Annotated in this window: 27 protein-coding genes; all 27 read right to left on the minus strand. The window is 45.3% G+C overall.

Annotated features, from left to right (window positions below):
- Positions 1-54: 54 nt before the first annotated feature.
- The 27 genes from MH144_RS07745 to MH144_RS07875 all read right to left on the minus strand — a co-directional run bounded on the left by MH144_RS07745 (position 55) and on the right by MH144_RS07875 (position 23,881).
- Entirely contained in the window at positions 55-1,194 is a 1,140-nt protein-coding gene (locus MH144_RS07745) for a 1-deoxy-D-xylulose-5-phosphate reductoisomerase (protein ID WP_239298912.1), read from the minus strand.
- Positions 1,195-1,271: 77 nt separating this feature from the next.
- On the minus strand, positions 1,272-2,066 hold the full coding sequence (locus tag MH144_RS07750) for a phosphatidate cytidylyltransferase (protein ID WP_239298914.1): 795 nt from the start codon (positions 2,064-2,066) through the stop codon (positions 1,272-1,274).
- 16 nt (positions 2,067-2,082) lie between these two features.
- On the minus strand, positions 2,083-2,850 hold the full coding sequence (locus tag MH144_RS07755; RefSeq protein ID WP_095358604.1) for an isoprenyl transferase: 768 nt from the start codon (positions 2,848-2,850) through the stop codon (positions 2,083-2,085).
- 89 nt (positions 2,851-2,939) lie between these two features.
- Positions 2,940-3,494, minus strand: coding sequence for a ribosome recycling factor (frr, locus tag MH144_RS07760; RefSeq protein WP_239298916.1), 555 nt, complete (start codon positions 3,492-3,494; stop codon positions 2,940-2,942).
- Complete coding sequence (gene pyrH / locus MH144_RS07765) at positions 3,494-4,222, minus strand: UMP kinase (protein ID WP_095287801.1); 729 nt, start codon at positions 4,220-4,222, stop codon at positions 3,494-3,496. The genes frr and pyrH overlap by 1 nt, the downstream gene beginning before the upstream one ends.
- 231 nt (positions 4,223-4,453) lie before the next feature.
- Positions 4,454-5,104 carry a translation elongation factor Ts gene (gene tsf, locus MH144_RS07770; protein WP_095287802.1) on the minus strand — a complete coding sequence of 217 codons (651 nt, stop codon included), beginning with the start codon at positions 5,102-5,104 and terminating at the stop codon, positions 4,454-4,456.
- A 114-nt stretch (positions 5,105-5,218) separates the two neighbouring features.
- Positions 5,219-5,917 (minus strand): 30S ribosomal protein S2, encoded by a 699-nt coding sequence (rpsB, locus tag MH144_RS07775; RefSeq protein ID WP_047842496.1) that lies wholly within the window; start codon positions 5,915-5,917, stop codon positions 5,219-5,221.
- A 274-nt stretch (positions 5,918-6,191) separates the two neighbouring features.
- Positions 6,192-6,821, minus strand: a complete 630-nt coding sequence (locus tag MH144_RS07780) for a peptidase (protein ID WP_239298918.1) — start codon at positions 6,819-6,821, stop codon at positions 6,192-6,194.
- A gap of 3 nt (positions 6,822-6,824) precedes the next feature.
- Positions 6,825-7,433, minus strand: a complete 609-nt coding sequence (locus MH144_RS07785) for a DUF6115 domain-containing protein (RefSeq protein ID WP_239298919.1) — start codon at positions 7,431-7,433, stop codon at positions 6,825-6,827.
- 27 nt (positions 7,434-7,460) lie between these two features.
- Positions 7,461-7,775, minus strand: a complete 315-nt coding sequence (locus tag MH144_RS07790) for a hypothetical protein (RefSeq protein ID WP_239298921.1) — start codon at positions 7,773-7,775, stop codon at positions 7,461-7,463.
- Positions 7,776-7,826: 51 nt separating this feature from the next.
- Complete coding sequence (locus MH144_RS07795) at positions 7,827-9,236, minus strand: DUF342 domain-containing protein (protein ID WP_239298923.1); 1,410 nt, start codon at positions 9,234-9,236, stop codon at positions 7,827-7,829.
- Positions 9,237-9,296: 60 nt separating this feature from the next.
- Complete coding sequence (locus MH144_RS07800) at positions 9,297-10,085, minus strand: FliA/WhiG family RNA polymerase sigma factor (protein WP_095287807.1); 789 nt, start codon at positions 10,083-10,085, stop codon at positions 9,297-9,299.
- A gap of 15 nt (positions 10,086-10,100) precedes the next feature.
- Positions 10,101-10,544, minus strand: coding sequence for a hypothetical protein (locus MH144_RS07805; RefSeq protein ID WP_239298925.1), 444 nt, complete (start codon positions 10,542-10,544; stop codon positions 10,101-10,103).
- Between the two features lie 4 nt (positions 10,545-10,548).
- Entirely contained in the window at positions 10,549-11,046 is a 498-nt protein-coding gene (locus MH144_RS07810; RefSeq protein WP_239298927.1) for a chemotaxis protein CheD, read from the minus strand.
- The gene (locus MH144_RS07815) at positions 11,039-11,659 is read right to left on the minus strand and encodes a chemotaxis protein CheC (protein ID WP_095287977.1); all 621 of its coding nucleotides are present in this window, start codon (positions 11,657-11,659) and stop codon (positions 11,039-11,041) included. The genes MH144_RS07810 and MH144_RS07815 overlap by 8 nt, the downstream gene beginning before the upstream one ends.
- 9 nt (positions 11,660-11,668) lie before the next feature.
- Positions 11,669-12,127 (minus strand): chemotaxis protein CheW, encoded by a 459-nt coding sequence (locus tag MH144_RS07820; RefSeq protein WP_095287810.1) that lies wholly within the window; start codon positions 12,125-12,127, stop codon positions 11,669-11,671.
- A gap of 36 nt (positions 12,128-12,163) precedes the next feature.
- The gene (locus tag MH144_RS07825; RefSeq protein WP_239298929.1) at positions 12,164-14,242 is read right to left on the minus strand and encodes a chemotaxis protein CheA; all 2,079 of its coding nucleotides are present in this window, start codon (positions 14,240-14,242) and stop codon (positions 12,164-12,166) included.
- A gap of 33 nt (positions 14,243-14,275) precedes the next feature.
- Positions 14,276-15,688 (minus strand): protein-glutamate methylesterase/protein-glutamine glutaminase, encoded by a 1,413-nt coding sequence (locus MH144_RS07830; RefSeq protein WP_239298931.1) that lies wholly within the window; start codon positions 15,686-15,688, stop codon positions 14,276-14,278.
- Between the two features lie 33 nt (positions 15,689-15,721).
- Positions 15,722-16,609 (minus strand): MinD/ParA family protein, encoded by an 888-nt coding sequence (locus MH144_RS07835; RefSeq protein ID WP_239298933.1) that lies wholly within the window; start codon positions 16,607-16,609, stop codon positions 15,722-15,724.
- Positions 16,606-17,961, minus strand: a complete 1,356-nt coding sequence (flhF, locus tag MH144_RS07840; protein ID WP_239298934.1) for a flagellar biosynthesis GTPase FlhF — start codon at positions 17,959-17,961, stop codon at positions 16,606-16,608. Before flhF ends, MH144_RS07835 begins: the two co-directional genes overlap by 4 nt.
- Entirely contained in the window at positions 17,958-19,991 is a 2,034-nt protein-coding gene (flhA, locus tag MH144_RS07845) for a flagellar biosynthesis protein FlhA (RefSeq protein ID WP_183520904.1), read from the minus strand. Before flhA ends, flhF begins: the two co-directional genes overlap by 4 nt.
- A 24-nt stretch (positions 19,992-20,015) precedes the next feature.
- Positions 20,016-21,098 (minus strand): flagellar biosynthesis protein FlhB, encoded by a 1,083-nt coding sequence (flhB, locus tag MH144_RS07850; RefSeq protein WP_239298935.1) that lies wholly within the window; start codon positions 21,096-21,098, stop codon positions 20,016-20,018.
- A 23-nt stretch (positions 21,099-21,121) separates the two neighbouring features.
- Positions 21,122-21,910, minus strand: coding sequence for a flagellar biosynthetic protein FliR (gene fliR, locus MH144_RS07855; protein WP_239298936.1), 789 nt, complete (start codon positions 21,908-21,910; stop codon positions 21,122-21,124).
- A gap of 10 nt (positions 21,911-21,920) precedes the next feature.
- Positions 21,921-22,190, minus strand: coding sequence for a flagellar biosynthesis protein FliQ (gene fliQ / locus MH144_RS07860; protein WP_024630226.1), 270 nt, complete (start codon positions 22,188-22,190; stop codon positions 21,921-21,923).
- Positions 22,191-22,215: 25 nt separating this feature from the next.
- Positions 22,216-22,971 carry a flagellar type III secretion system pore protein FliP gene (fliP, locus tag MH144_RS07865; protein ID WP_175396060.1) on the minus strand — a complete coding sequence of 252 codons (756 nt, stop codon included), beginning with the start codon at positions 22,969-22,971 and terminating at the stop codon, positions 22,216-22,218.
- Positions 22,968-23,504, minus strand: a complete 537-nt coding sequence (locus MH144_RS07870; protein ID WP_239299295.1) for a flagellar biosynthetic protein FliO — start codon at positions 23,502-23,504, stop codon at positions 22,968-22,970. Before MH144_RS07870 ends, fliP begins: the two co-directional genes overlap by 4 nt.
- An 11-nt stretch (positions 23,505-23,515) precedes the next feature.
- On the minus strand, positions 23,516-23,881 hold the full coding sequence (locus tag MH144_RS07875; protein ID WP_095287820.1) for a response regulator: 366 nt from the start codon (positions 23,879-23,881) through the stop codon (positions 23,516-23,518).
- Positions 23,882-23,883 lie beyond the last annotated feature (2 nt).

Here is a 23,883-nt window from a genome sequence, read left to right on the forward strand (position 1 = left end):
TCCAAGGTGCCGCACAAGAGAATCACTTCTTCCATATTTGTGATGAAAAAAGGATTACAGACTAAAAGCATGTTTACGACTTTCCTGGTCACATCTTGCAATTTCTTCGAGATCAGGATTGTCCACATTGCGGTGTGCATCCAGCACGGAAGCAATAATATCCTCTATTTTAAGGAACGAAATCTCTTTGCGCAAGAAGCGTGCTACAGCAACCTCATTCGCGGCATTAAATGCCGTAGTTGCAGTCCCTCCCATTTTACCACACTCATAAGCGAGTCTTAAACAAGGGAACCGTTCCATATCCATCTCACGGAATTGCAGCTTGCCTGCTTGGGACAAAGAGAGTCGCTGTGCTGGTGAAGGCAGCCGATCCGGATAAGTTAACGCGTACTGAATCGGAACACGCATGTCCGGATTGCCAAGTTGAGCAATGATGCTCGTATCCTCAAATTCAACATAGGAGTGTATGATACTCTCTGGGTGAAGCAGCACGTCAATCTGGTCATAGGTCAACCCGAACAACCAATGAGCCTCTATCACTTCCAAGCCTTTATTCACCATCGTTGCGGAATCAATCGTGATTTTGGAGCCCATCGACCAATTGGGATGCTTCAGTGCATCTTCAACCGTAACATTCTGCAGCTGCTCACGTGAGTAATCGCGGAAAGAACCCCCTGAGGCCGTAAGGGTAATACCTGCTACCCGGTTACGGTTTTCTCCGTTCAAACATTGAAATATCGCAGAGTGCTCGCTATCGATCGGCAGCAGAGAGACACCCTTTTCCACAGCTCGCGCTGTCACAATATGTCCTGCCGTCACCAGTGTTTCCTTATTAGCAAGCCCTATTTGTTTGCCAGCTTCAATGGCAGCCAGTGTTGATTCGAGCCCTACGCTCCCCATGACAGCTGTAACCACAGTATCTGCGTCTGTCCCAGCTGCCACTTCTACCAAGCCTTCTTTTCCATAGAAGAGCTGCGTTCCCGCAGGTAAGTGCGGGGCGACCGTCTCAGCCAGTTCTTTGGTACCTACCGATACCTTTTTGGGCCGATAACGCTTGGCTTGTTTGATTAAAAGTTCAGTATTTCCTCCGGCAGCCAGTCCCTCTACCTGAAACAGCTCAGGATGCATGTCAACGACATCCAATGTTTGAGTTCCAATCGAACCAGTGGATCCGAGAATTGCTATTTTCTTCATGCTGCACCTCATCTTTATTTATCCATTGCGTGTATAATTTCGACTCCACTTGTTATACACGTCTTATGTTCAAAACATTAGTAAGGCAGAAGCATTAGTATATGTACAAATGGAAACACAACAATCCAGCTGTCGCACCGATCCAGAATACCTCCATGACCCGGGAGAAGGTTGCCGGAATCCTTAATATTGTACACACGTTTGTAAGCGGATTGAATTAGGTCTCCCATTTGGCCGACTACAGCACATGCGACCCCAATCACGATTGCTCTCTGCCAAGATAACAGACCATCCGACAACATCGCAAACACAACAGATGTTACAATGGCAATCGCAATACCGCCCAACGCGCCCTCCACCGTTTTGTTGGGACTTATTGAAGGCCATAATTTGTTTTTCCCCATAAGCTTCCCAACAAAGTAAGCACCAGCATCACTGGCCCAGATGGAGCCTAATAATAGGAATGTCCAAAAGAGCCCGTGATGCAGATGTCTAGACTCAGCAATATAATAAAAACCGATGCCTATATACAGCACACCCAAAAAGAGCATGGCGATAGTATTCACAGGAATCCTGTTCTTGGTTATTACTGAGGCCGTCATTAGAACAAGCATAACCAGCCAACTGATCTGGAACAACGTTAGCGGCCTACCTTCCCAAACCATTTCCCATGGAAAGACAAGCGCAAAAACACCTGCATATCCAATTAGGGCTACACCTGAAAAAGGTTGTACCCCCGTCATTTTCACAAATTCATAATAACCGATGAGAGCCATAAGCAGTACCAGGCCATGATACCAAGGTCCGCCCAGCATGCAAAAACCCAAAAACAACACACCTGCTACTATCCCTGTCGTTAATCGCTGTTTCAACGGCTTCATCCTCCATCTATTTCAAACCGCCGTAACGCCTTGTTCTGCGCTGATATTCGGCTACTGCTTCAAGCAAGTGCTGTTTGCCAAATTCGGGCCAGTATATATCCGTAAACCATAACTCGCTATATGCAAGCTGCCAAAGCATAAAATTACTGAGCCTTAATTCTCCACTCGTCCGGATTAACAGATCCGGATCAGGCATATCCACAGTCAACATATGTTTGTCTATGAGCTCAGGTGTAATGTCTTCTGCCGAGAGTTCCCCCGACTGGACCTGCAACGCAATCTGCTTCACACAGTCCGTCATTTCTCTACGACTTCCATAATTCATTGCAAAGTTCAATACAAGCCCCGTATTGTGTTCCGTAAGACGAATTGCTTCACGTAAGGCATTAACGGTATGTGAAGGTAACTTCTCTTCCTGCCCCATCATGCGTATGCGGACATTCTTTTCTATAAGTTCATCTAACTCGATCGCCAGAAATTCTTGTGGAAGTCTCATTAGAAAATCCACTTCTTCTTTTGGACGTGTCCAGTTTTCTGTCGAAAAAGCATACATCGTCAGATATTTGATGCCCAGTTCATCCGCCGCGATGGTTGCACGTTTCACTGCCTTCATGCCATTCTGATGCCCAGCTATGCGTGGCAGACCCAGACGTTTGGCCCATCGACCATTCCCGTCCATAATAATGGCAACGTGCTGCGGGATATTATCCTCGGATATAGTCAGCGTTTCCTGCTTTTCAGCCCCATTCCACCACGACCGAACCCGTTTGATCATTCCTGTTCCTCCAAAATCCCTGAAGTTTCTTCACCTGAAGACTAGAAAAAGAGACAAAACCCCACCGTATTGGAGGGGCTGCGCTTGTCTTACACTTCCATAATTTCTTTTTCTTTGGCAGCGAGTACCTTATCGACTTCAGCAATAAACTTGTCTGTCGATTTTTGGATATCGTCCTGATGTCTCCGGGACTCGTCCTCGGAAATCTCTGACTTCTCCATTTTTTTGATATCATCATTCGCATCACGGCGAATGTTACGAATCGCAACTTTGCCTTCTTCGCCGAACTTTTTCGTCAGTTTCACGAGTTCTGTTCTGCGTTCCTCCGTAAGTGGCGGAATAGACAGGCGAATCATGGTACCATCGTTGGCCGGTGTTAATCCCAGATCCGACTTCATGATCGCACGTTCAATTTCGCCCATAGAAGATTTGTCCCATGGCTGAATCATCAGTGTACGGGAATCTGGTGTGCTAATATTCGCGAGTTGATTAAGTGGTGTCATTGCTCCGTAGTACTCTACCTGAACCCGGTCCAGAAGAGCCGGAGTTGCACGTCCTGCACGCAAAGTGGCAAGATCACGACGTAACGCTTGAATTGCTTTATCCATACGTTCTTCGGCATGTTTTTTAACCGCTTGTGGCATTAATCTACACTCCCTTTAACGATTGTTCCGATGCGCTCACCGAGAACTACACGTTTGATGTTACCTTGTTCTGTAATGGCAAATACGATCAACGGAATGTTGTTGTCCATACAGAGAGAGGACGCCGTCGAATCCATTACACCAAGATTTTTGTTAAGTACATCGAGGTAAGTCAATTGTTCATATTTCTCAGCTGTACTATCCTTGAACGGATCGGCCGAGTATACACCATCAACTTTGTTTTTAGCCATCAGGATGACTTCTGCTTCGATCTCCGCTGCGCGCAGTGCTGCTGTTGTATCCGTGGAGAAGAACGGGTTACCTGTACCTGCTGCAAAAATAACGACACGGCCTTTCTCCAGATGACGAATAGCTCTGCGACGGATATATGGCTCTGCAATTTGCTGCATGGCAATTGAAGTCTGCACACGTGTAGGTACTTCAATCTGTTCCAATGCATCTTGCAGTGCTAGCGAGTTCATTACTGTAGCTAGCATTCCCATATAATCGGCCGTTGCTCGATCGATGCCGTTTTCGCTGCCGGCGATTCCACGCCAGATGTTTCCGCCACCACATACGATGGCAACCTGCACACCAAGTTCAACAACTTCTTTTACCTGCTGGGCGATCGACGAGATCGTCTCTGCATCAATACCATAGCCGTTTTGACCGGAAAGGGACTCTCCACTAACCTTTAAGACAACGCGTTTGAATACTGGCTGTTCCAATTGTTCACCCTCCACTTTAAACTTGAGCACCTTCGGTGTTCAATCAACAAAACTTCTCGCGCATGGCCTCCTGCTTAAAAAGAAAGGAACACGACTGTGTTCCACTCTTTTAGGAAAAACGAATTAACCGGTTAGGCACTGTTTTCCTGAGATATAAGGGAGCTCTGCTTCGAAGTTTTATCATTCTTATATCTTCGAAAACCAATTTTTGCTTACCGGTATAAAACCGTCTTATTTGTTCACTTGGGACATAACTTCTTCTACGAAGTTATCTACTTTTTTCTCCAAACCTTCACCCAGTTCGTAACGAACGAAACGACGGATAGAGATGTTCTCACCGATTTGGCTGATTTTTTCGTTCAGCAATTGGGAGATTGTTTTGTCTGGATCTTTAACGAAAGTTTGTTCCATCAGGCAGTACTCTTCGTAGTATTTACCGATACGGCCTTCAACCATTTTCTCAACAATTTTTTCTGGTTTGCCTTCGTTCAGAGCTTGAGCTTTCAAAATTTCTTTTTCTTTTTCCAGCTCTTCTGCAGGAACTTCTTCACGAGTCACGAATTTCGGACTAGCTGCAGCGATTTGCATAGCGATGTCTTTAACAAAATCTTTGAACTGGTCTGTTTTACCTACGAAGTCAGTTTCGCAGTTAACTTCTACCAAGACACCGATACGGCCACCAGCGTGGATATAAGATTCTACAGTACCTTCAGTAGCTGCACGTCCTGCTTTGTTTGCAGCTGCGGAAAGACCTTTTTCACGCAGAATTTCAGCCGCTTTTGTGATATCACCGTTTGCTTCTTCCAGTGCTTTTTTGCAATCGAGCATACCTGCGCCCGTTTTTTCACGAAGTTCTTTTACTGCACTCGCGTTAACTGCCATAATTAATTCCCTCCAAAATAAGTATTGTACGTACACTCTAAAAAAAGGGCAGTGAGAGGTTATCCACCTACCAACCACCCTTTTCATTTAGTTCATTCGTTATGTTCGAATCTATTAAGCGGAAGTTTCTTCGCCTTGGTTAGCTTCGATTACAGCATCAGCCATTTTACCTGTCAACAGCTTAACAGCGCGGATTGCGTCGTCGTTACCTGGGATAACATAATCGATTTCGTCCGGATCGCAGTTAGTATCAACGATACCTACAATTGGGATACCCAATTTGCGAGCTTCAGCAACAGCGATACGCTCTTTGCGTGGATCGATGATGAACAGGGCGCTTGGCAGGCCTTTCATATTTTTAATACCGCCGAGGAATTTCTCCAGACGATCTTTTTCTTTGCGAAGCAAGATAACTTCTTTTTTAGGCAATACAGCGAATGTACCGTCTTCTTCCCAAGCTTCCAATTGTTTCAAACGATCAATACGTTTTTGAATGGTTTGGAAGTTAGTCAGAGTACCGCCCAACCAACGTTGGTTAATATAAAATTGACCAGCGCGTTCAGCTTCTTCTTTAACGGAATCTTGAGCTTGTTTCTTAGTACCCACGAAAAGAATTGTACCATTCTCTCCTGCGATTCCTTTAACGAAGTTGTAAGCCTCTTCGACTTTTTTCACCGTTTTTTGCAAATCGATGATGTAAATTCCGTTTCTTTCAGTGAAGATATAACGATCCATTTTTGGGTTCCAACGACGAGTTTGGTGACCGAAGTGTACCCCAGCTTCGAGAAGCTGCTTCATGGAGATTACTGCCATCTTCACACACCTCCTAATATGGTTTTTTATTGTGTCCTCCGCCGGCATCATTTTTCGCCAAGACTCTCCATCAGGAAAGCACCCTCAACAAAATTAGCACATGCGTGTGTTTTAACACCGTTATTTAATATAGCATAACTGCTTGGCTGATGCAACAGTCTTTGAAATCAAAACTGCCTATTCGCACAGCGTATTTATGTTATGTGAAATCTCAGGACTATAATTACTGGTCCAATAGGCTATAAAATAAAAGAACCGTCTTGCCTGAGTGTACTCAGCTTGACGGTTCTTTTGTTATTTTGGCGATGATGGACTCGAAGCTTTCACCTTTTTCAAGTGCGTAGGTACCCACCTGAATCTTGGTATTGATTCGCTCTGCCTTTCCTGCCTTAATAAAGGATTCGGCATCATCTACTATCCCAGCCTTCTCCAGATTTCCGGCGACAATCGCCAAACTGTTACCAGAGCGCACTCTAAATGTGACCGTTGCCTTTTGAGGCGTATTCGGTGACGATGGCTCTGTTGCTTTGGGTTCACTCACATTATTTGGACTCTCATTGGCACCTGAAGCTGGCTGCTGAGGCTCCGTAGGTGCTTCCGGATTACTAGTATCCTCTGTCTTCTCGGGAGCAGCAGCTGTTTCCCCTTGCATTTCACTGCTCTCCTGTTTCTTCTTCTGTACCCATTCGGCTTCCGTATACAGTTCGTCCTCTGTACCGACAAGCTTCAAATCCATGCTTTTGGCAGCCGACTCCAATTCTTCCTTCGTCAGATTGGCTGCAGCCGAATCTGTTTCCAAACTGCTGTCAGATAGAGCGTTTTGCCCCACTGTGGCAAGCTGAAGCAGCACTGCTCCAATGATCATGCCCGTTCCAATTCCAATCCATAGGGAGCGCTTGTCCATCTCTTAGCCTTCCTCCCGTTCTGCCAGCTGAAGAATCAGCTGTACTTCTCCACGTTGTATGCCGGTCTGTTTTGCGATCGCATCCACTGATTTGCCTTCATCATACAAATGAAACACTTCTGAATATCGATCTTTGATTGACTCTCGCTCATTGACAGGTTCTTGGGCCATTTGTGTTGGCTCGGTTTCTGAATTCTGCTTTGCGACGTCTTCTCTCAAACTGGCCACAAGAGCCTGCGCCTGCAATGCATTGAATTCATCCTTAGATATATTTGAAACTTGGCGGGTTTCGGATTCTTTACTTTTTTCAAGTTCATTGAGACGCTTCTGCAATTCTTCAAGCTGCATTTGCATGCGTTGATCTGCAGCTGCCGCCTCTCCCTTCATTTCAGCAACACGCTGAATAAGGGCATCATTATCGTTTTCGATTTCAGCCATATAATGTTCAAGTGTGGATTCCATCTCTTGTACCAATTGTTGGCTCGGTTCTGGCGTCTTATTTTTCTTGGGCATGATGAATGCATATGCAATGGCACAGGCACCTAATATGACAATAATAACCCATGGTGACAAATTGGTTCCTCTCCTTTGGATATCGCCTTCAAAGCTCAAGTCTTCATTTTTGTAATACGGAAAGGATTACAATGACAGGTCTACATGCTTTCCTTTGTACGGATGCTCCGCAGGTTTGACTTGCTCTGGCATCTGGATCGTCTCCTGCTCATGGGAACCACCTTCATGCTCTCCATTACTCGAATGACCGTCTCGTACACCTGTATGTGCCGTTTCTTCCATCGCTTCACTGCGCTGTCTTGCCTCTTCAGCTTCCTTGGCCGTTTGCACTGCCAGTAAATTCTGATCCGTGACCGGCCGCTGCTGATATTCGCTCTGATACCGACCGGCTTCACTGGTTCTTGGTACTGCAATCTGCAACTCTACTGCCTTAAAACTCATACGCTCACCTCACGGTTTCGAATGGTTTTCTATCTGTGCCTGATGCTGTACTTAAACGTATGGAGTCATCGTAATGTCCCCGTCATGATAATAAAATGAAATTCTACTCACAGGATCTTTAATAAATTTGGTGTATCTGCCGATAACTATCTTAGAGCCTCCATAAATCATCTTGAGAATATCCACTCGGGCTCTGCTCGTATCTTCCAATACTTTTTCAATCTCGAATATACGTGACTTGGTTTCCTCGTTAAGACGAAGTGCCGACTTTTGTGTAGCCGTAAGCTTAACTCGCATTGCCATTTTGTCTGGACTCAGTTGTCCAGCAGCAGCTAATTGATCCAGCAGTACCAATGCTTTTTTCGTTTTGTCCAAGGAATCCATCTGTTCCCTGAGCCCTTTACGCAATTCACTCAGTTCATTACGCAATTTGGGGAGAACACCAACTTCAATCGAAGTTACTGTCGACATGCTGTTCCCCACAATTCGTGCAGAAACATTTTCGCCGGCCTGAATGGAACCACCAACAATAAGGCCTTTGGTACCTGCACAGATTACGCCCCTGCCTGCACGGATATTGGAATGCATAATGCTTTGGGAGACGAGTACATCTTCACCTGCATCTACATTTCCTTCCTGAATAAAGGTGCATTTGACATTATGCCCCGCCTGAACAAGCCCTTTGTTATATCCGATAATACCACCAGTGATCTCGACAGAGCCACCTGCTTCAAGCTCTGCGCCTTCAACACCGCCGACAACGCGAATGTCACCCGCTGCTTTTATTTTAAAACCAGTCAGTACATTGCCCCGTATGACCACCGTGCCTACAAAATCGATATTGCCGATATTGTAGTCTACATCGCCATTTATTTCGTATACCGGGAATACATTCAGTTTGTTCCCTTCCGTTTTGGTCACCAATCCATCCAAAGCGGCGTACATTGCAGATCCATCCGGATTAATAACAACATTCTTCCCCACTTTGAATCGTGCGTCCTTCCCTGGACGAAAAGGAATTTCCTCGCCTGTAACGGCCTGACCTACTGCACCATCAACAGGAGGAATGCGCTCGGCAATGATTTGACCTGATCTTACATTGTTTAACCGAGTTACTTCTTTGTAGTCCACCTTGCCATCTTCCACTTCCAGAGGCCGCCGTTCACTCGCATCGTCCATACCAACCAATACTTTGATGTATCCGTCTGTTCCAGGAACAGCCGCGATGCCTTCGGCAATTTTCAACTGCGTATTCATATATGCTTCAGGTTGATTCACAAACACGAGCAGTGCCTCACGCAGCACACCATACTTGATGCCCTGACCCGCAATAAACTGTTCCAGGTCATCCAGCGCGCAGGCGAAACCTTCTTCCTGCTTGGAAAACTCAAGGTAGGCCGTACTTTTATCTTCCGATAAAACAACGCTAAGGCATTGTTCCAAAGCAATTCGCTGTGTCAATGCAGTTCTTCCTCCTTTTAGACTTTCCACTCCCCGAAATCCGTATAATCAAGCTTTCTATTAATCTTTGCGCATTAACAAATCCTTCTGTTTTTCGAGCGTTCCACGAAGTCTCAAAATGGCTTTGGAATGCAGCTGAGATATACGCGATGGTGAAAGAGACATCACTTCAGCGATCTCACTAAGCGATAAATCTTCATAATACAAAAGGGAAACAACTGTTCTCTCTTTAACTGTCAGCTTATCGAGTCCCTGAACCAAAGCATCTTTCAAATAAAACTCGTTTACTTTGTAATCTGGATTTTTGGCTTTTTCATCGACCATTAAGGAAAGACGAGTCTCTGACTCTTCTTCCCGAATCGGATCTTCAAGAGAGCAAAGTGACATAACCGCCACTTCCTGGAGCATATGTTGGAAGTCCTTTGTCGACACGTCAAGATACTGACTCATTTCTTCATCACTTACTGACCGTAAATAGGTTTGCTCCAGCTGCTGATAAGCATCTTCGATTCGTTTAGCCTTTTCTCGCACGGAACGGGGAACCCAGTCTCCTTGACGCAAACCATCCAGGATCGCTCCTCGAACTCGCCATGAGGCATACGTCTCAAATTGAAGGCCTCGTTCATAGTCGAATTTCTCAAGAGCATCGATTAGTCCCATGACGCCGTTGCTCTCAAGATCATCTTTTGGAACATTTTTGGGTAATCCGACAGCCAAACGACCGGATACATAATTCACAATGTGAAGATATTTTTCAATTAAGGCTTTTTTGGCTTCAAGATCTCCGTGTTCTTTCCACTTTTCCCACAGATCAGCATGGTTCAAATGTGAAGCTTTACGCTCGTCCAATTGCTTTCACCCTCCTTATTTGTCTGTCAGGTGACGAACGGCCTGCGCCAATTCTTCCGGATCCTTGGTCCGTACCAGTTTAGGCGGATCCAATGGGGCGAAACCCGTTGGAGCTTTCGTCTCGGATGGCGGAATCTCTTCCCCAGAGGAGGCGTTCTGTCCATTCTTGAGCAAGTCGTTCAGCTCTTGTCCATCGTCTTCGAGTTTAATGTCAACCTGCGAACCTCTCATTTCTGGACCAATTTGGGGATCATAATCGAAACCCTTACTTCCTGCGGACGGGGTCAATAGCAACCCCAGCCCCCAGCGCAAAGCAAAAGCAACGGCGTACCAGGCTACGAATCCGATTAACCCGCGAATTAAACTGGTCATCAACAAATTGCTGCTGTACGCTACAAAAAAAGTCAGAATAAATCCGACTATGCCTGCTCCAAGATTAATGCGGTAGTTTCCTATCATAGTTTTATAATTCCTTTACACCCATTTGTACACTTCTAATATTTAAAATCCCTGTTTCACAGTCCATTTCAATGGTCCGGCCATAATTTCCACCGGTGTCTTCAGCAAGAAGAGGAATATTAAGCTTTTGCAACCAATCCCGGCAAGATTCCGCATTCCTCGGACCAATACGCATGGTATCTCCAGCTCCTGAAAAAGCAAACATCTGAGCACCACCTGCCATTTTGGACACGATTCGTGAACGAGATGCACCGAGTTTTAACATCTTTTCTAATAACTCAGGCAACGCCGTATCCGCATATTTAGCTGTGTTCAATTTTCCTTCTCTTGCAATCTCTGAAGAAGGAAGCATCACGTGCGCCATTCCAGCCAGCTTCAAATGCGGGTCGTACATCGTTAACCCCACACAAGAACCAAGCCCTGTCGTGCGGATTATGCCAGGAAGGTGAGCAATGTTCAAATCCGCCATACCGACTTTAACGACGCTTTTTTCTTCAATCATGATCCAGAGGCACTCCTAAAGATTCAAATATCTTGGCAAATGACAATGGATCGGGAATCAGGAAAAATTGACCTTCCACCTGATCTTCTCCTTCGAAGAACGATGTGTCAATCAAAAGTGCATCGTCTCCCATTTCGCCAAATTGGAGCAGCCCATAGCTGAGTATTGCCCCCGCCATGTCAATAGCAAGTCCGGGAACCGTTGGATACATCGACAGTTTTGTGAAATCTGCAAGTGATGAAAGATATGATCCAGCCAGAATATTACCGATTTCCGATAACGCAGACTGTTCCATATCCGTAAACATGAGACCTTCCTTCAGATCAAAACCAGCAAGCCGGTTCAGCAGCATCTTGGCGGCCTCCGGGGTCATCATGAAAAACAGATTACCTGGCGCCTCGCCTTCAACACGTAAAAAGACAGTCACCACGATTCGTTCGTCCCCGCCCACTTTTTCCGCTACTTCTTCAAAAGGGAGCATCTGTACTGTCGGTACGCCCATGTCAATCGGTCTATTTAGAAGTTGAGACAACGCCGTTGCGGCGTTGCCTGCTCCAATGTTACCGACCTCTTTGAGCACATCCATTTGGAATCCCTCAAATCGGTTGAACATCTCCACGTGTTAGCCCTCGACACTTTCCAGCTGTACAACCTCGCTTTTATTCAATACTTCATGCAGATTAAGCATGATCAACAAACGCTCATTTTCCAATTTAGCCACTCCGCGCAGATATCTCGCTTTGACTCCACCCACCACTTCCGGCGGACTGTCAATTGCACTGCTCTTAATGTCAATTACGTCATTGGCTGCGTCGACGATGAATCCAACCTGCATGTCACCTACTGCTACAATGACAATTCGAGTTTGATCCGTATATTCTGTTTCTGGCAGAGAGAAACGACCGCGCAAGTCAATAACAGGGATGACAACCCCGCGCAGATTAATAACCCCTTTTACGAAGGAAAATGTCTTAGGAACACGAGTAATCGGCATCATGCGTTCAATGGTCTGAACTTTTTCAACCTCAATACCATATTCTTCAGATCCTAATTTAAAGACGATGACTTTCAATTCTTCCATGAATAAAACCTCCCTATAAGTGTAAGGCTTAGTTGCTTATTTAATAAATGCGTTAGGATCAACGATGAGAGCTACTTGTCCATCTCCCAGGATGGTTGCTCCAGAGATTCCTTCAATAGAAGGAAGATAGGTTCCCATGGATTTGAGAACAATCTCGCTCTGTCCGATAAACTCTTCCACAGAAACGGCTGCTAGACGATCTCCTTTGCGGATGACAACAATTTCGGTTTCCGACTCATCCTCATCATTGAAATCAGGTACGCCAAACACTTCGTTCAGCGACAAGTATGGAATGAGAGATTCACGGAACGTAATCATTTTATTACCATGAATGTTGCGAACTTGTTCACGCTGCACAATGGCCGTCTCCACGATGGAGGACAACGGAATCGCATATTTCTCGGAACCTACACGTACAAGCATTGCAGCGATAATAGACAACGTCAATGGCAGTTGAACCGAGAAATTAGTCCCTTTGCCTGGTGTGGAATGAATGGTTACATTACCGCCAAGCGAAGTGATTTTGGATTTTACAACGTCCAAACCTACTCCACGACCAGAGATATCTGAGATTTTGTCAGCTGTACTGAAGCCAGGAGCGAATAAAAGTTGATTAACTTCATCGTCGCTCATCTTCGCACCCTGTTCTTCCGTTACAACACCGCGTTTAATGGCTGTTTGTAAAAGCTTCTCACGATAAATTCCTTTACCATCATCTTCAATCTCAATGAAAACATGGTTGCCACTGTGGAAAGCTCGTAGGTTAACTGTACCCATTTCTGGTTTTCCGGCAGCAATACGTTCTGTGATTGATTCGACACCGTGGTCCACAGCGTTACGCAGCAAATGCACCAGTGGGTCACCGATCTCGTCAATGACAGTACGATCCAATTCGGTTTCTGCACCGGTAATGACCAGATCAATTTTTTTATCCAATGTTTTGGCTAGGTCACGAATCATACGCGGGAATCGGTTAAATACGGTATCTACAGGTACCATGCGCAGCTTGAGAACGATATTTTGCAGGTCTGAGCTAACTCTGCTAAGATGAGCCACAGTATCGGATAGATCATTATTACCCGTTTCGCTTGCCAACTGCTCCAGGCGCGACCGATCAATCAGCAATTCGCTGAATAAATTCATTAGTACATCCAATCTCTCAATATCCACTCGGATCGTACGCGAAGGTGCGGCTGCCTGTTTAGTTGGTGCAGCAGGCTTGGCTGCTTGTTTTTCTTCTGGTTTTTCTTCTGTTTTGACCGCAGTTGCGATCTCTTGTGATACAGCTGTTGCTATTGCGACTGTTTCAGCTTCAACTGCAGCTGCAGCCTGATTGGTCATCTGCTGAAGAGTTTCCTGATCCAGCTGAATGACTTTGGCACTTTCTATCTCTGAAATGCTTAAAATGCTTTTTTCCAGTTCCTGCGCTTCTTTAGTTGTTATGTAATACAACGAGAAACTGCGCTCAAACTTCTCCTGCTCAATATCCTGAACCGTAGGGAAAGACTTCACGACTTCACCCGCACGTTCCAAGAGATCAAATACCATGTAGGCACGAACGCCTTTCAGCTGACTATCCTCACTAACTAGCACATCAATGTAGAAGACTCGATGCCCTTCCGCGATAGACTGGTCCAGAACGGAATATTGGAATTCGTCCAGATCAACAGCTGATGAAATGCTTTCTACCGGCTTAGCAGTTGCTGTAGCTGCTGGAGTTTCACCGCCTGTCCATTCACCACTTTCAATGGCTTGAAGAGAAGCGACAATTGCGGAAACATCAGCTTTACCTTCTCCACCACTGGTAATATCCTGAACCATGGATTCAAGCGCGTCCAAACTCTTAAACAGGGTATCAAAAATATAGTCCTGCATTTTCAACTTCTCATTACGTACAAGATCTAACACATTCTCCATTTTGTGTGTCAATGATGCCAAATCCTCAAAGCCCATTGTTGCGGCCATACCTTTCAAAGTATGAGCAGAGCGGAAGATGACTTGAACTATACCCAGATCCTCCGGATTGCCTTCGAGTTGAAGCATGTTGTCGTTAAGGGATTGCAGATGATCATTAGACTCATCAATAAACATGGATAAGTATTGGTTCATGTCCATTGTGAGGCACCTCCTCCATGAGTTACACTCCGTTTATTTCACTGCTTGAACAAGTTTTGGTGCGATCTCCTGCAAAGGCAGAAGATGGCGTACGCATTGCAGCTCTACAGCAGAACGCGGCATTCCATACACAACACAGGTCTCTTCATTTTCCGCAAAGGTAGACGTTACACCCGCTTCATACAGCTTTTTCATCATTCGCGCTCCATCACTGCCCATACCCGTCAGCAAAACCAAATGCCGCTGAAGCGACGTAAAAGGCAATAACGATTCAAACATCGTATCCACTGAAGGCCTATGGCCATTCACCGGATGTTCCTCCGTAAGCTTCAGGATATACTTTCCATCGGCTGTTTTACTTACTATGATGTGATATCCACCAGGAGCGATATATGCGGAACCTTTTTTTAGAACCATACCCTCTTCCGCCTCAACGACATGCAACGGACTGAAGGTATTTAGCCGTTGTGCCAGAGACCGGGTAAAATTGGGCGGCATATGCTGCACAATGATGACAGGTGCAGGCAAATCCGCAGGCAGTTCCTCAAGCAAAGTTTTAAGGGCTCTTGGACCTCCTGTAGAACAGCCAATAGCGACAATTTTGTTGAATGAACCTTCAGTCCCTGTTACTGCCTTTGGTAATGGTTGACTTGAGAATGCAGCTGTTTGCTCCATTGCCGACCGTATTGGTTCAGAATTCCGCAACTCCTTCGGAGTAGGAAGGGGCTTAATAGGTTTAGGCACCTTAGCTTCTCTTGTGTTAGGGATACGATTCGGACTCTTTGCAGCTTCCAGTTTTTTGTCCGACCGCTCTTTTTTCTGATCCACCAGCGGCATGTTTCGCTGCAGCACTTTGGACTGAAGTCGCTCACTTGGTTCACTGTTTGGCCGTGTAACCGGCTGAACAGGATCAATCCTTTTTTGAGCGGGTTCTCTGCGAACTTGTGCAGGAGCATCACGCTGTACTCGCTGAGATTGACGCAAGAGATTATCCTGTATCTCTTTCCTCTGTTTCAACGATTCCTCACGGTCTGCTTTTCGCTTGATTTCATTCATGGCCGCCCGCATCCGCTCGACGAGGGCCTTGCCTACCTGAGCAATATCCTGATCATGTGAAATGGAAGGCTTGCGTATAAAATCAAAGGCTCCTGCTTCAAGCGCCATGATGGTTTCCTTCATACCTTGTTCATTGATACCTGATAGCATAATTACTGGCACCGATGACTTCTGCATGATCGACTTCAGTGCATCCAGCCCATTCATCTCAGGCATTTCTACATCCATCGTAATTACATCAGGCTTTAAATCCACTGCTTTTTGAATTGCTTCCTTGCCGGTTGAAGCCGTTGCCGCAACTTTGAATTCCGGGTCAGCTTCAATTAAATCCGTGACAATTTTGCGCATAAAAGCGGAATCATCGACAACCAATACTTGATACACCGCCATGTTTTGTCCACCTCTGTTTCCTTTTTTCAAGAATCATGTTGTCTTCCTAAGCCACTTTTTCATAAATCCCCTGATTCCTGTCAAGGTTCCGGCTTCGTTAACCGCAGGTTCAGCCAAATAGCGAAGGGCTAGCCGCTGTATATCTCTGGAAGCTTTTGAATGGGGATAAGCCAAGCTATAGGGCACTTGTCTCTTCACGGCTTTAACGACATTCGGATCTTCAGAAACATACCCAAGCAGGGGGATATCCGTTTGCAAAAAACGCTTGGCTACTCCTGCTATTTTGTCCGCTACCTGTTCCGACTCCTGTTCATTTTCAACACGGTTAACGATCATCCGAAAAGGTGTAGCATTTTCCTGACCATGCATCACTTTTACCAGTGCATATGCATCTGTTATGGAAGTGGGCTCAGGTGTGGTTATAATCATACATTCGTCAGCTGCACCAATAAACTTCATATTCTCCCGCGAGAGCCCCGCTCCGGTATCGAATATGACATAGTCCATTTCCTGCGCAACCATTTCCACTTGCTCTGCAAAGAATTCCAAATCACGGTCCGACAACGAAAATAACTCTTTCATGCCAGATCCACCTGCAATGTAAGGTAGTCCATTCGCACCAAGCTGAATGATTTCCTGTATGGACTTCTGCCGATACAACAAATGATACAGATTATAGGGAGATGAAGTCCCCATAAGGACATCAATATTAGCCATACCAATATCTGCATCAAATACGAGTACCTTCCTGCCCAGCGTTTGCAGCGCAAGTGCAAAGTTCAAAGTGAAATTGGATTTCCCTACTCCACCTTTTCCGCTAGCAATCGTTAAGATCTTTGAAGAGCGGCCACTACGCTGGATTTTGTCCAATCCACTCGGTGCTGACACCAAACTTCGAAGAGAGGCTGCCTGGTCCTTCATTTCGCGAGTTCTCCCAGCAATTGTTTAGTCAATGAAGCTGGATCTGGTTTGAGCAAGTCATCCGGAACATTCTGTCCATTGGTCACATAGGCAAGTTTCAACGGGAAGTGGTGCAACAGATTAATCATAGGACCACAAGTACCCGTTTCGTCCATCTTGGTGAAAATGATCTTATCCAAACCATACTTGCTGAAATGTTCGGTAATTTCAAACATGTCCGCGCTTTTGGATGTCATGCTCATGACGAGAAAGGTTTCACTGTTCTCTACTGGTGCCAGAAGGCTTTGTAACTCTGAAACAAGCAATTCGTTTCTATAATTTCTTCCTGCAGTATCCATGAAGATCAGATCACAATCCTGCAAACGAGATATGGCTCGTTGTGTATCTCCTGGAGACTGTACCACCTCAAGTGGAACATTCAAAATGGAAGCGTAGGTTCTAAGTTGCTCTACTGCTGATATACGGTACGTATCCGATGTAATGAATCCAACTTTCCGATGATGCTTAAACATCTGCTCAGCAGCCAATTTCGCAATGGTCGTTGTTTTCCCCACACCTGTGGGTCCAGCAACATAAACGATTCGAGTGCCAGGCAATATTCCCGCATCGATACGTTCCTCCAGAAACGTTAAAATCTGTTTCTGAACCGACTGAACAACCTCATTTTCGTCCAACTCTTTAGCATTCAACTGCGTTTCAACCGCTTCAAACCATGACTCGAAAACTTCCGTCCGCACCTCTTGATTAATGAGCCGCTCTCTAAGAAAAAGAAACTCTTCAGGTACAGGGTCAGCCAATTCATTCTGTCTAGATAATTGAGTCATCATCTTTTTGAGTTCTTTCAGTTCAGACATCAGTTCTTGTTGGCCCTGTTTGTTTGGTTCCTGCACAGCCGGAGACGATGAAACCGAAAAATCCGCCCCTTCCGGTCGCGGTTTATAATCCATGCTTGAATCTAATTTACCGCGCTCTCTATCTGAATCGATGTTCATCGATTCAGCATGAGCAGCGGTTTCCTTACGTTTTGCATCGGCGTATTGTTCAACAACCTGGGCAGCCGAACCCGATTCATTTGCTTCGTTCACAAATGATCGAGCCGTTTGCCTGTACGCTTCAGGAACATACGAACGAGGTACTGACGCAACTTGGTTCTGTATCTGCTTCTTGGCTTCTTTTTTGTCTTCCTCTTCAACCGCAGCTACTACTTCAATTCTTTTTTTGCGGAACATTCCCATCATTCCGCCCACCTTAATTTCTTTGGTGGACAGAATGACAGCGTTACTTCCCAGATCTTTCCGAATTTGAAGCATAGCTTCGGGCATGGTCTCAACAATATATTGTTTTACTCTCATAAGTTCACCACTCCGACACTTTGGATTTCAACATTCGGTTCCAACTCACTATAGGAAAGCACCGGTATGTCCTGCATGGTACGTTCAATGACTTGACGCAGATACATACGAATGGTTGGAGAAGTTAATACGACAGGTTGTTGACCTGATTGGATTAATCGATTGACCTGTTCGGTCAATTTTTGATACACACTTTGTGTTGACGCAGGATCCAGTGCAAGGTAACTTCCTTGATCGGATTGCTGTACACTTTCGGCAATTTTCTTTTCCAATCCGGGTCCAACGGTAATCACTCTAAGTGTTTCACCTTTTTGGGAGAACTGTTGGGTAATTTGACGGGAAAGCGATTGTCTTACGTACTCTGTCAAAACATCCGGGTCTTTGGTATAAGTCCCATAGTCAGCCAGTGTCTCGAAAATCGTAACCATATCCCGAATGGAAATTTTCTCGCGCAGAAGCTTAGCCAACACCTTTTGTACATCTCCAATGGCCAAAACGGATGGAATCAGTTCATCGACAAGTGCAGCATAGTTCTCTCTGAGATTATCCACAAGCGCCTTCGTCTCTTGTCTGCCGAGAAGCTCATGCGCGTGTTTCTTAATCAGTTCTGTCAGATGGGTAGCCACTACGGAAGGTGGATCCACAACGGTGTAACCCGCAAGCTCAGCTCGATCTTTGGTCACTTCGTCGATCCACAGAGCAGGAAGGCCAAAAGCCGGTTCCGTAGTTTCAATTCCTGTCACAGATTCCTCTTCATACCCAGGGCTCATAGCCAGATAATGATTAAGCAGCAATTCACCGCCACCAACCACATTACCCTTGATCTTAATGACATACTCATTAGGTCTCAATTGAATATTGTCTCGAATCCGAATGACTGGGACAACGAGCCCTAATTCAAGCGCACATTGCCTACGTATCATAATAATCCGGTCCAGTAGATCTCCGCCCTGCTGGTTATCGGCCAGAGGAATCAAACCGTATCCAAACTCGAACTCGATTGGATCAACCTGAAGCAAGTTAATTACACTTTCTGGGCTTCTAACCTCTTCGATCTGTTGTTCCTCCTCCATCTGTTCTTCTGCCTCTTGTTTGGATTTCAGCGTATTTTGCATTCTCCATGCGGCAAAAGCCAGTATACCTGCCAAAGGTATGGTCGTAATGGCGTGAATTGGAGTGAAGAAACCAAGCATTGCTATTACAAAAGCTACAATATATATGAGCGTCGGGTATGTAAACAACTGCCCCGTAATATCATCTGCCAAGTTACCTTCTGATGACGCTCTTGTGACGATTAGCCCCGCTGCCGTAGAAATCAGAAGCGCAGGAATCTGACTGACCAATCCATCCCCGATTGTTAATACAGAATAGGTGGACAACGCATCTGCAAACGAGAGACCATGTACGGTCATACCGATAATAAATCCACCAATGAGATTGATCAGCAAGATGATAATACTCGCGATCGCGTCTCCTTTTACGAATTTACTCGCACCGTCCATTGCACCGTAGAAGTCAGCCTCTCTCTCAATTTTGGAACGACGCTCACGGGCCTGTTGTTCATTGATCAAGCCTGCATTTAAGTCCGCATCAATACTCATCTGTTTACCAGGCATCGCATCGAGTGTAAACCGCGCTGCGACTTCAGCTACACGTTCTGAACCCTTCGTGATAACGATAAACTGAACAACGACCAGTATGAGGAAGACGATAAAACCAATAGCAATTTGACCGCCTGCGATCCAGCTACCAAAGGTGGCTACGACAGACCCGGCGTCTCCTTCTCCAAGGATCAGCTTTGTTGTTGAAATATTTAATGCCAAGCGAAACAGTGTAGTAATCAACAATAATGCCGGAAAGATGGAGAATTGCAACGCTTCCTTGCTGTTCATCGCTACGAGCAATATCATCAATGCAAGTGAAATGTTGACAACAAGCAGCATGTCCAACAACCAGGTTGGGATCGGGAGAATCATCATCAACACAATGCCAATGATACCCGCAAGGACAGCAATATCTTTTGTTTTCAATGAATGTACGGCCTCCGATCCCTTTTATTTCGTTCTGCCCTTTAATTTATATACATAAGCCAGCACTTCGGCTACCGCTTGAAACAAATCAGCCGGTATGGCGTCGCCAATCTCGGCTCTCTGGAACAATGCCCGTGCCAGCGGCTTGTTTTCCATTGTAATGACACCGTGCTCTTTGGCAATCTCCCTGATGCGCAAGGCGACGTAATCCTGACCTTTGGCAATAATCTGAGGTGCTTCCATCTCAGACCCTTCATACTTTAGCGCTACCGCGAAGTGTGTCGGGTTCGTGATGATCACATCTGCATTAGGAACTTCCTGCATCATGCGCTGTACAGCCATGCGGCGCTGACGTTCCCTGATTTTACCCTTGATCAGCGGGTCACCTTCCATCTTTTTGTACTCGTCCTTGATGTCCTGTTTGGACATCCGAATGTTTTTCTCGTAATCGTATTTCTGATACATATAGTCGAACACTGCGAGTACCATTAAGGCCACTGCAATTTTGACACCCAGATTCAGGGTGATTGAAGCCGCAAAATGTAATATGGCATCCAAAGAAAAATGAGAAAGCGAAGCAATATCCGATTGATAACTTGTAATCGTACTGTAGACTAGATAACCGATAATGGACATTTTCAATATGGATTTTGCAAACTCCACTAATGAACGGAGTGAGAAAATGTTTTTGAAACCTTTGATTGGATCAAGCTTCTCAAGCTTTGGCTTCAATCCTTCTCCCACAAGTAGAAAACCAACCTGCATATAATTGACGATCAATGCAACAACCGCTGCGCCTATCAGTACGGGTGCTAGCAACAGCATAACTTCAATGCCGTAGCGCATCATAAGGGCCATCACATTCTCGCCGGTAATCTCCAAGCTCAGCCGATTCATAAAGATATCTGTAAATAACCGAACAATGCGTTCTTTGTAAAAATTACTGAATACCATCATGATTAAAAAGGTGAACAGGAGAATGGATGCTCCGGAGATCTCCATACTTTTGACAACCTGTCCCTTTTTGCGCGTATCCTGCCTTTTTTTCGGGGTGGCTTTTTCCGTCTTTTCCCCTGCGAATAACTGAAGGTCAAGTTGAAATTTCATTTGAATCCTGTCCTCCGTTTCCTTTAGCCCGGCCTCTGTCCGATCGTTCCAAGCAACTTTTCCATAGATCTAAACATCACTTCGAACAATTGGCTAAATACAAAGGCGAAGCTCGGAACCATCAAAAGCAATATGGCGATTCCCACCAGGACCTTTAACGGCATACCGACAGCAAACACGTTGAATTGAGGAGCAGTTTTAGCCAAAAAACCCAATCCCACATCCGTCAAAAACAAAGCCACTACAATGGGTGCCGACATTTGGAAGGCAAGCATAAAGGCCTCACCTAACGTATGAACGAGAAACTCAGCAATACTACCGTCGGCCAATCGTATGAAAAAGGCATTGGATAAGGGTATCCAGCGATAGCTGTACACAATGGCGTCCAGAAGGTAGTGGTGTCCATTCATCGTCAGGAAAAGCAGCATAGCAAAAGCATATTTGAAATTACCTGTCAGCGGCGCAGAAGCACCAGTCATCGGATCAAATACATTCGCCATACCGAACCCAATCTGAAGGTCAATGAATGTTCCCGCCGTCTGCACGGCTGTCATGATCAGATAGGCTACAAAACCTAGTAGTAATCCTATTAATATCTCCCGGATAATCAACAGAATGTAACTCAGATCGGTAGGCACTTCCTGATTCACGCCATAAACTACATAAACTGTTAATGTTACAAATGCCGACAGACCAACCTTAATGGAATTCGGCACATTTCGAGCTGAGAACACTGGAGCAGTTACAAAAAATGATGCAATTCGACAAAACATAAGCAGAGCGACAGGAAAACTTTGCAACAATGTCTCCATGTGCGAAAGCCTACCCTATATATCTGTATAAATTATCGAGAATGTTATACGTGAAATCTACCAAAATATTCAAGATCCAAGGTCCGAACAAGAGAACTGCCAGAAGTACGGCAATAATTTTCGGTACAAAAGCTAAGGTTTGCTCCTGAATTTGGGTCGTCGCTTGAAATACACTGATAATGAGACCCACAACTAGAGCAAGTATAAGCATGGGTGCGCTGGCCAGCAGTGACGTATAAACTGCTTTCCCGGCCAGACCTATAATAAATTCTGAAGTCATGACCGTCCTCCTTCAACTTTCCTGCTCATGTGTTAAAGCTCAGCAGCAGTGACTTCACTACAAGATACCAACCGTCCACAAGGACAAATAGTAATATCTTAAAAGGTAATGAGATCATGACCGGTGGTAGCATCATCATCCCCATAGCCATTAGTGTACTTGCAACCACAATGTCTATGACTAGAAACGGAATGAAAATCATGAATCCCATCTGGAATGCTGTCTTTAATTCACTGATTGCATACGCCGGCACCATGACAGTGATCGGTATATCTTGATACGTTTCTGGTTGTTCGGTCTGATTATATTTCATAAAAAGCAGTAGATCTTTCTCCCGTGTGTGGGAGAACATAAATTTCTTAATGGGATCTTGTGCCTTTTCAAGCGCTTCCGTTTGCGTAATGTCTCCTTTGAGATAAGGCTGAAGAGCTACCTGATTAATAGAAGACAGCGTCGGTGACATGATAAACAGTGTCAGGAAGAGCGCTAAACCGACAAGCACCTGATTGGGTGGCATTTGTTGTGTCCCCAAGGATGTCCGTATAAAACCGAGAACGATAACAATTCGGGTGAAGCTGGTCATTAACACCAGTATTGCGGGTGCTATACTTAACACCGTAATTAACAGTATTATGGACAGAGAACTCGTACTTGGTGTTCCCCCATCTCCGCTTCCGATTTGGATATCGATGTTCGGTATCGGTTCGGCAAAGGCAACCGTCACAGATGCCAGGCTGATAAGCCCCATCAAACAACATGCTAGCCAAATCTTTTTCTTCATGAATCCCTCGACCGATCTGTAGTATTGTCTTCTTCCAGGAGCTTTTCCATCTTTTCTTTTCGGTTAGGCATTTGCCGGAGTTTCGACTCGAATAGCTCATGAAAAGAGGCTGTATCCTCAAGTTCCATTTCCCTTGGTGGTTCTTTCTTACGCATGCGGGATGCCAACTTGTTGATTAATGGTGAAAGGCTTCCCTGTTGTGAAGAAGCTTCTCTCTCAAATGAATCAACGATTCTCTGTGCCTCTTCCAAATCTGAAATTTTGTCTAGCAATTGTATATTTTCGCCAACACCGACAAGATAAACATTGCCACCAATTTCTATGATCTGAAGTGACTTGTTTGGCCCCAGCCCCACACCACCCAAAATACGGACTGTACCACTCCGGAACCACTGCTGATTCCGTTTGTTCAAAAAGCGGAGCAGGTAGACGATAAGGACCAGGATGACGGCCAGGACGACAATCACCCATACAAGCTGAAAATAATAGTTGGTCCCAATGTCAGCTCCTCCAGGAGTATCACCCTGCGCCATCATCATGTGTCTTAAACTCCCAGCGTTTTGCTGATAGCTTCGATGACTCGGTCAGACTGGAATGGCTTAACGATGAAATCTTTGGCACCAGCCTGAATCGCATCAATTACCATCGCTTGTTGTCCCATAGCTGAACACATAATGACTTTAGCGTTCGCATCGATTTTTTTAATTTCTTTCAGTGCTGCAATACCATCCATCTCAGGCATGGTAATATCCATCGTGATCAGATCAGGACGAAGTTCCTTAAATTTCTCAATTGCTTGTGCTCCATCCTGAGCCTCGCCAACGACCTCATATCCGTTTTTGGACAAAATGTCCCGGATCATCATTCTCATAAATGCAGCGTCGTCCACGACTAAAATTCGGTTTGCCATCT

This window comes from Paenibacillus sp. ACRRY, from assembly GCF_022346995.1.
Lineage (GTDB): Bacteria > Bacillota > Bacilli > Paenibacillales > Paenibacillaceae > Paenibacillus.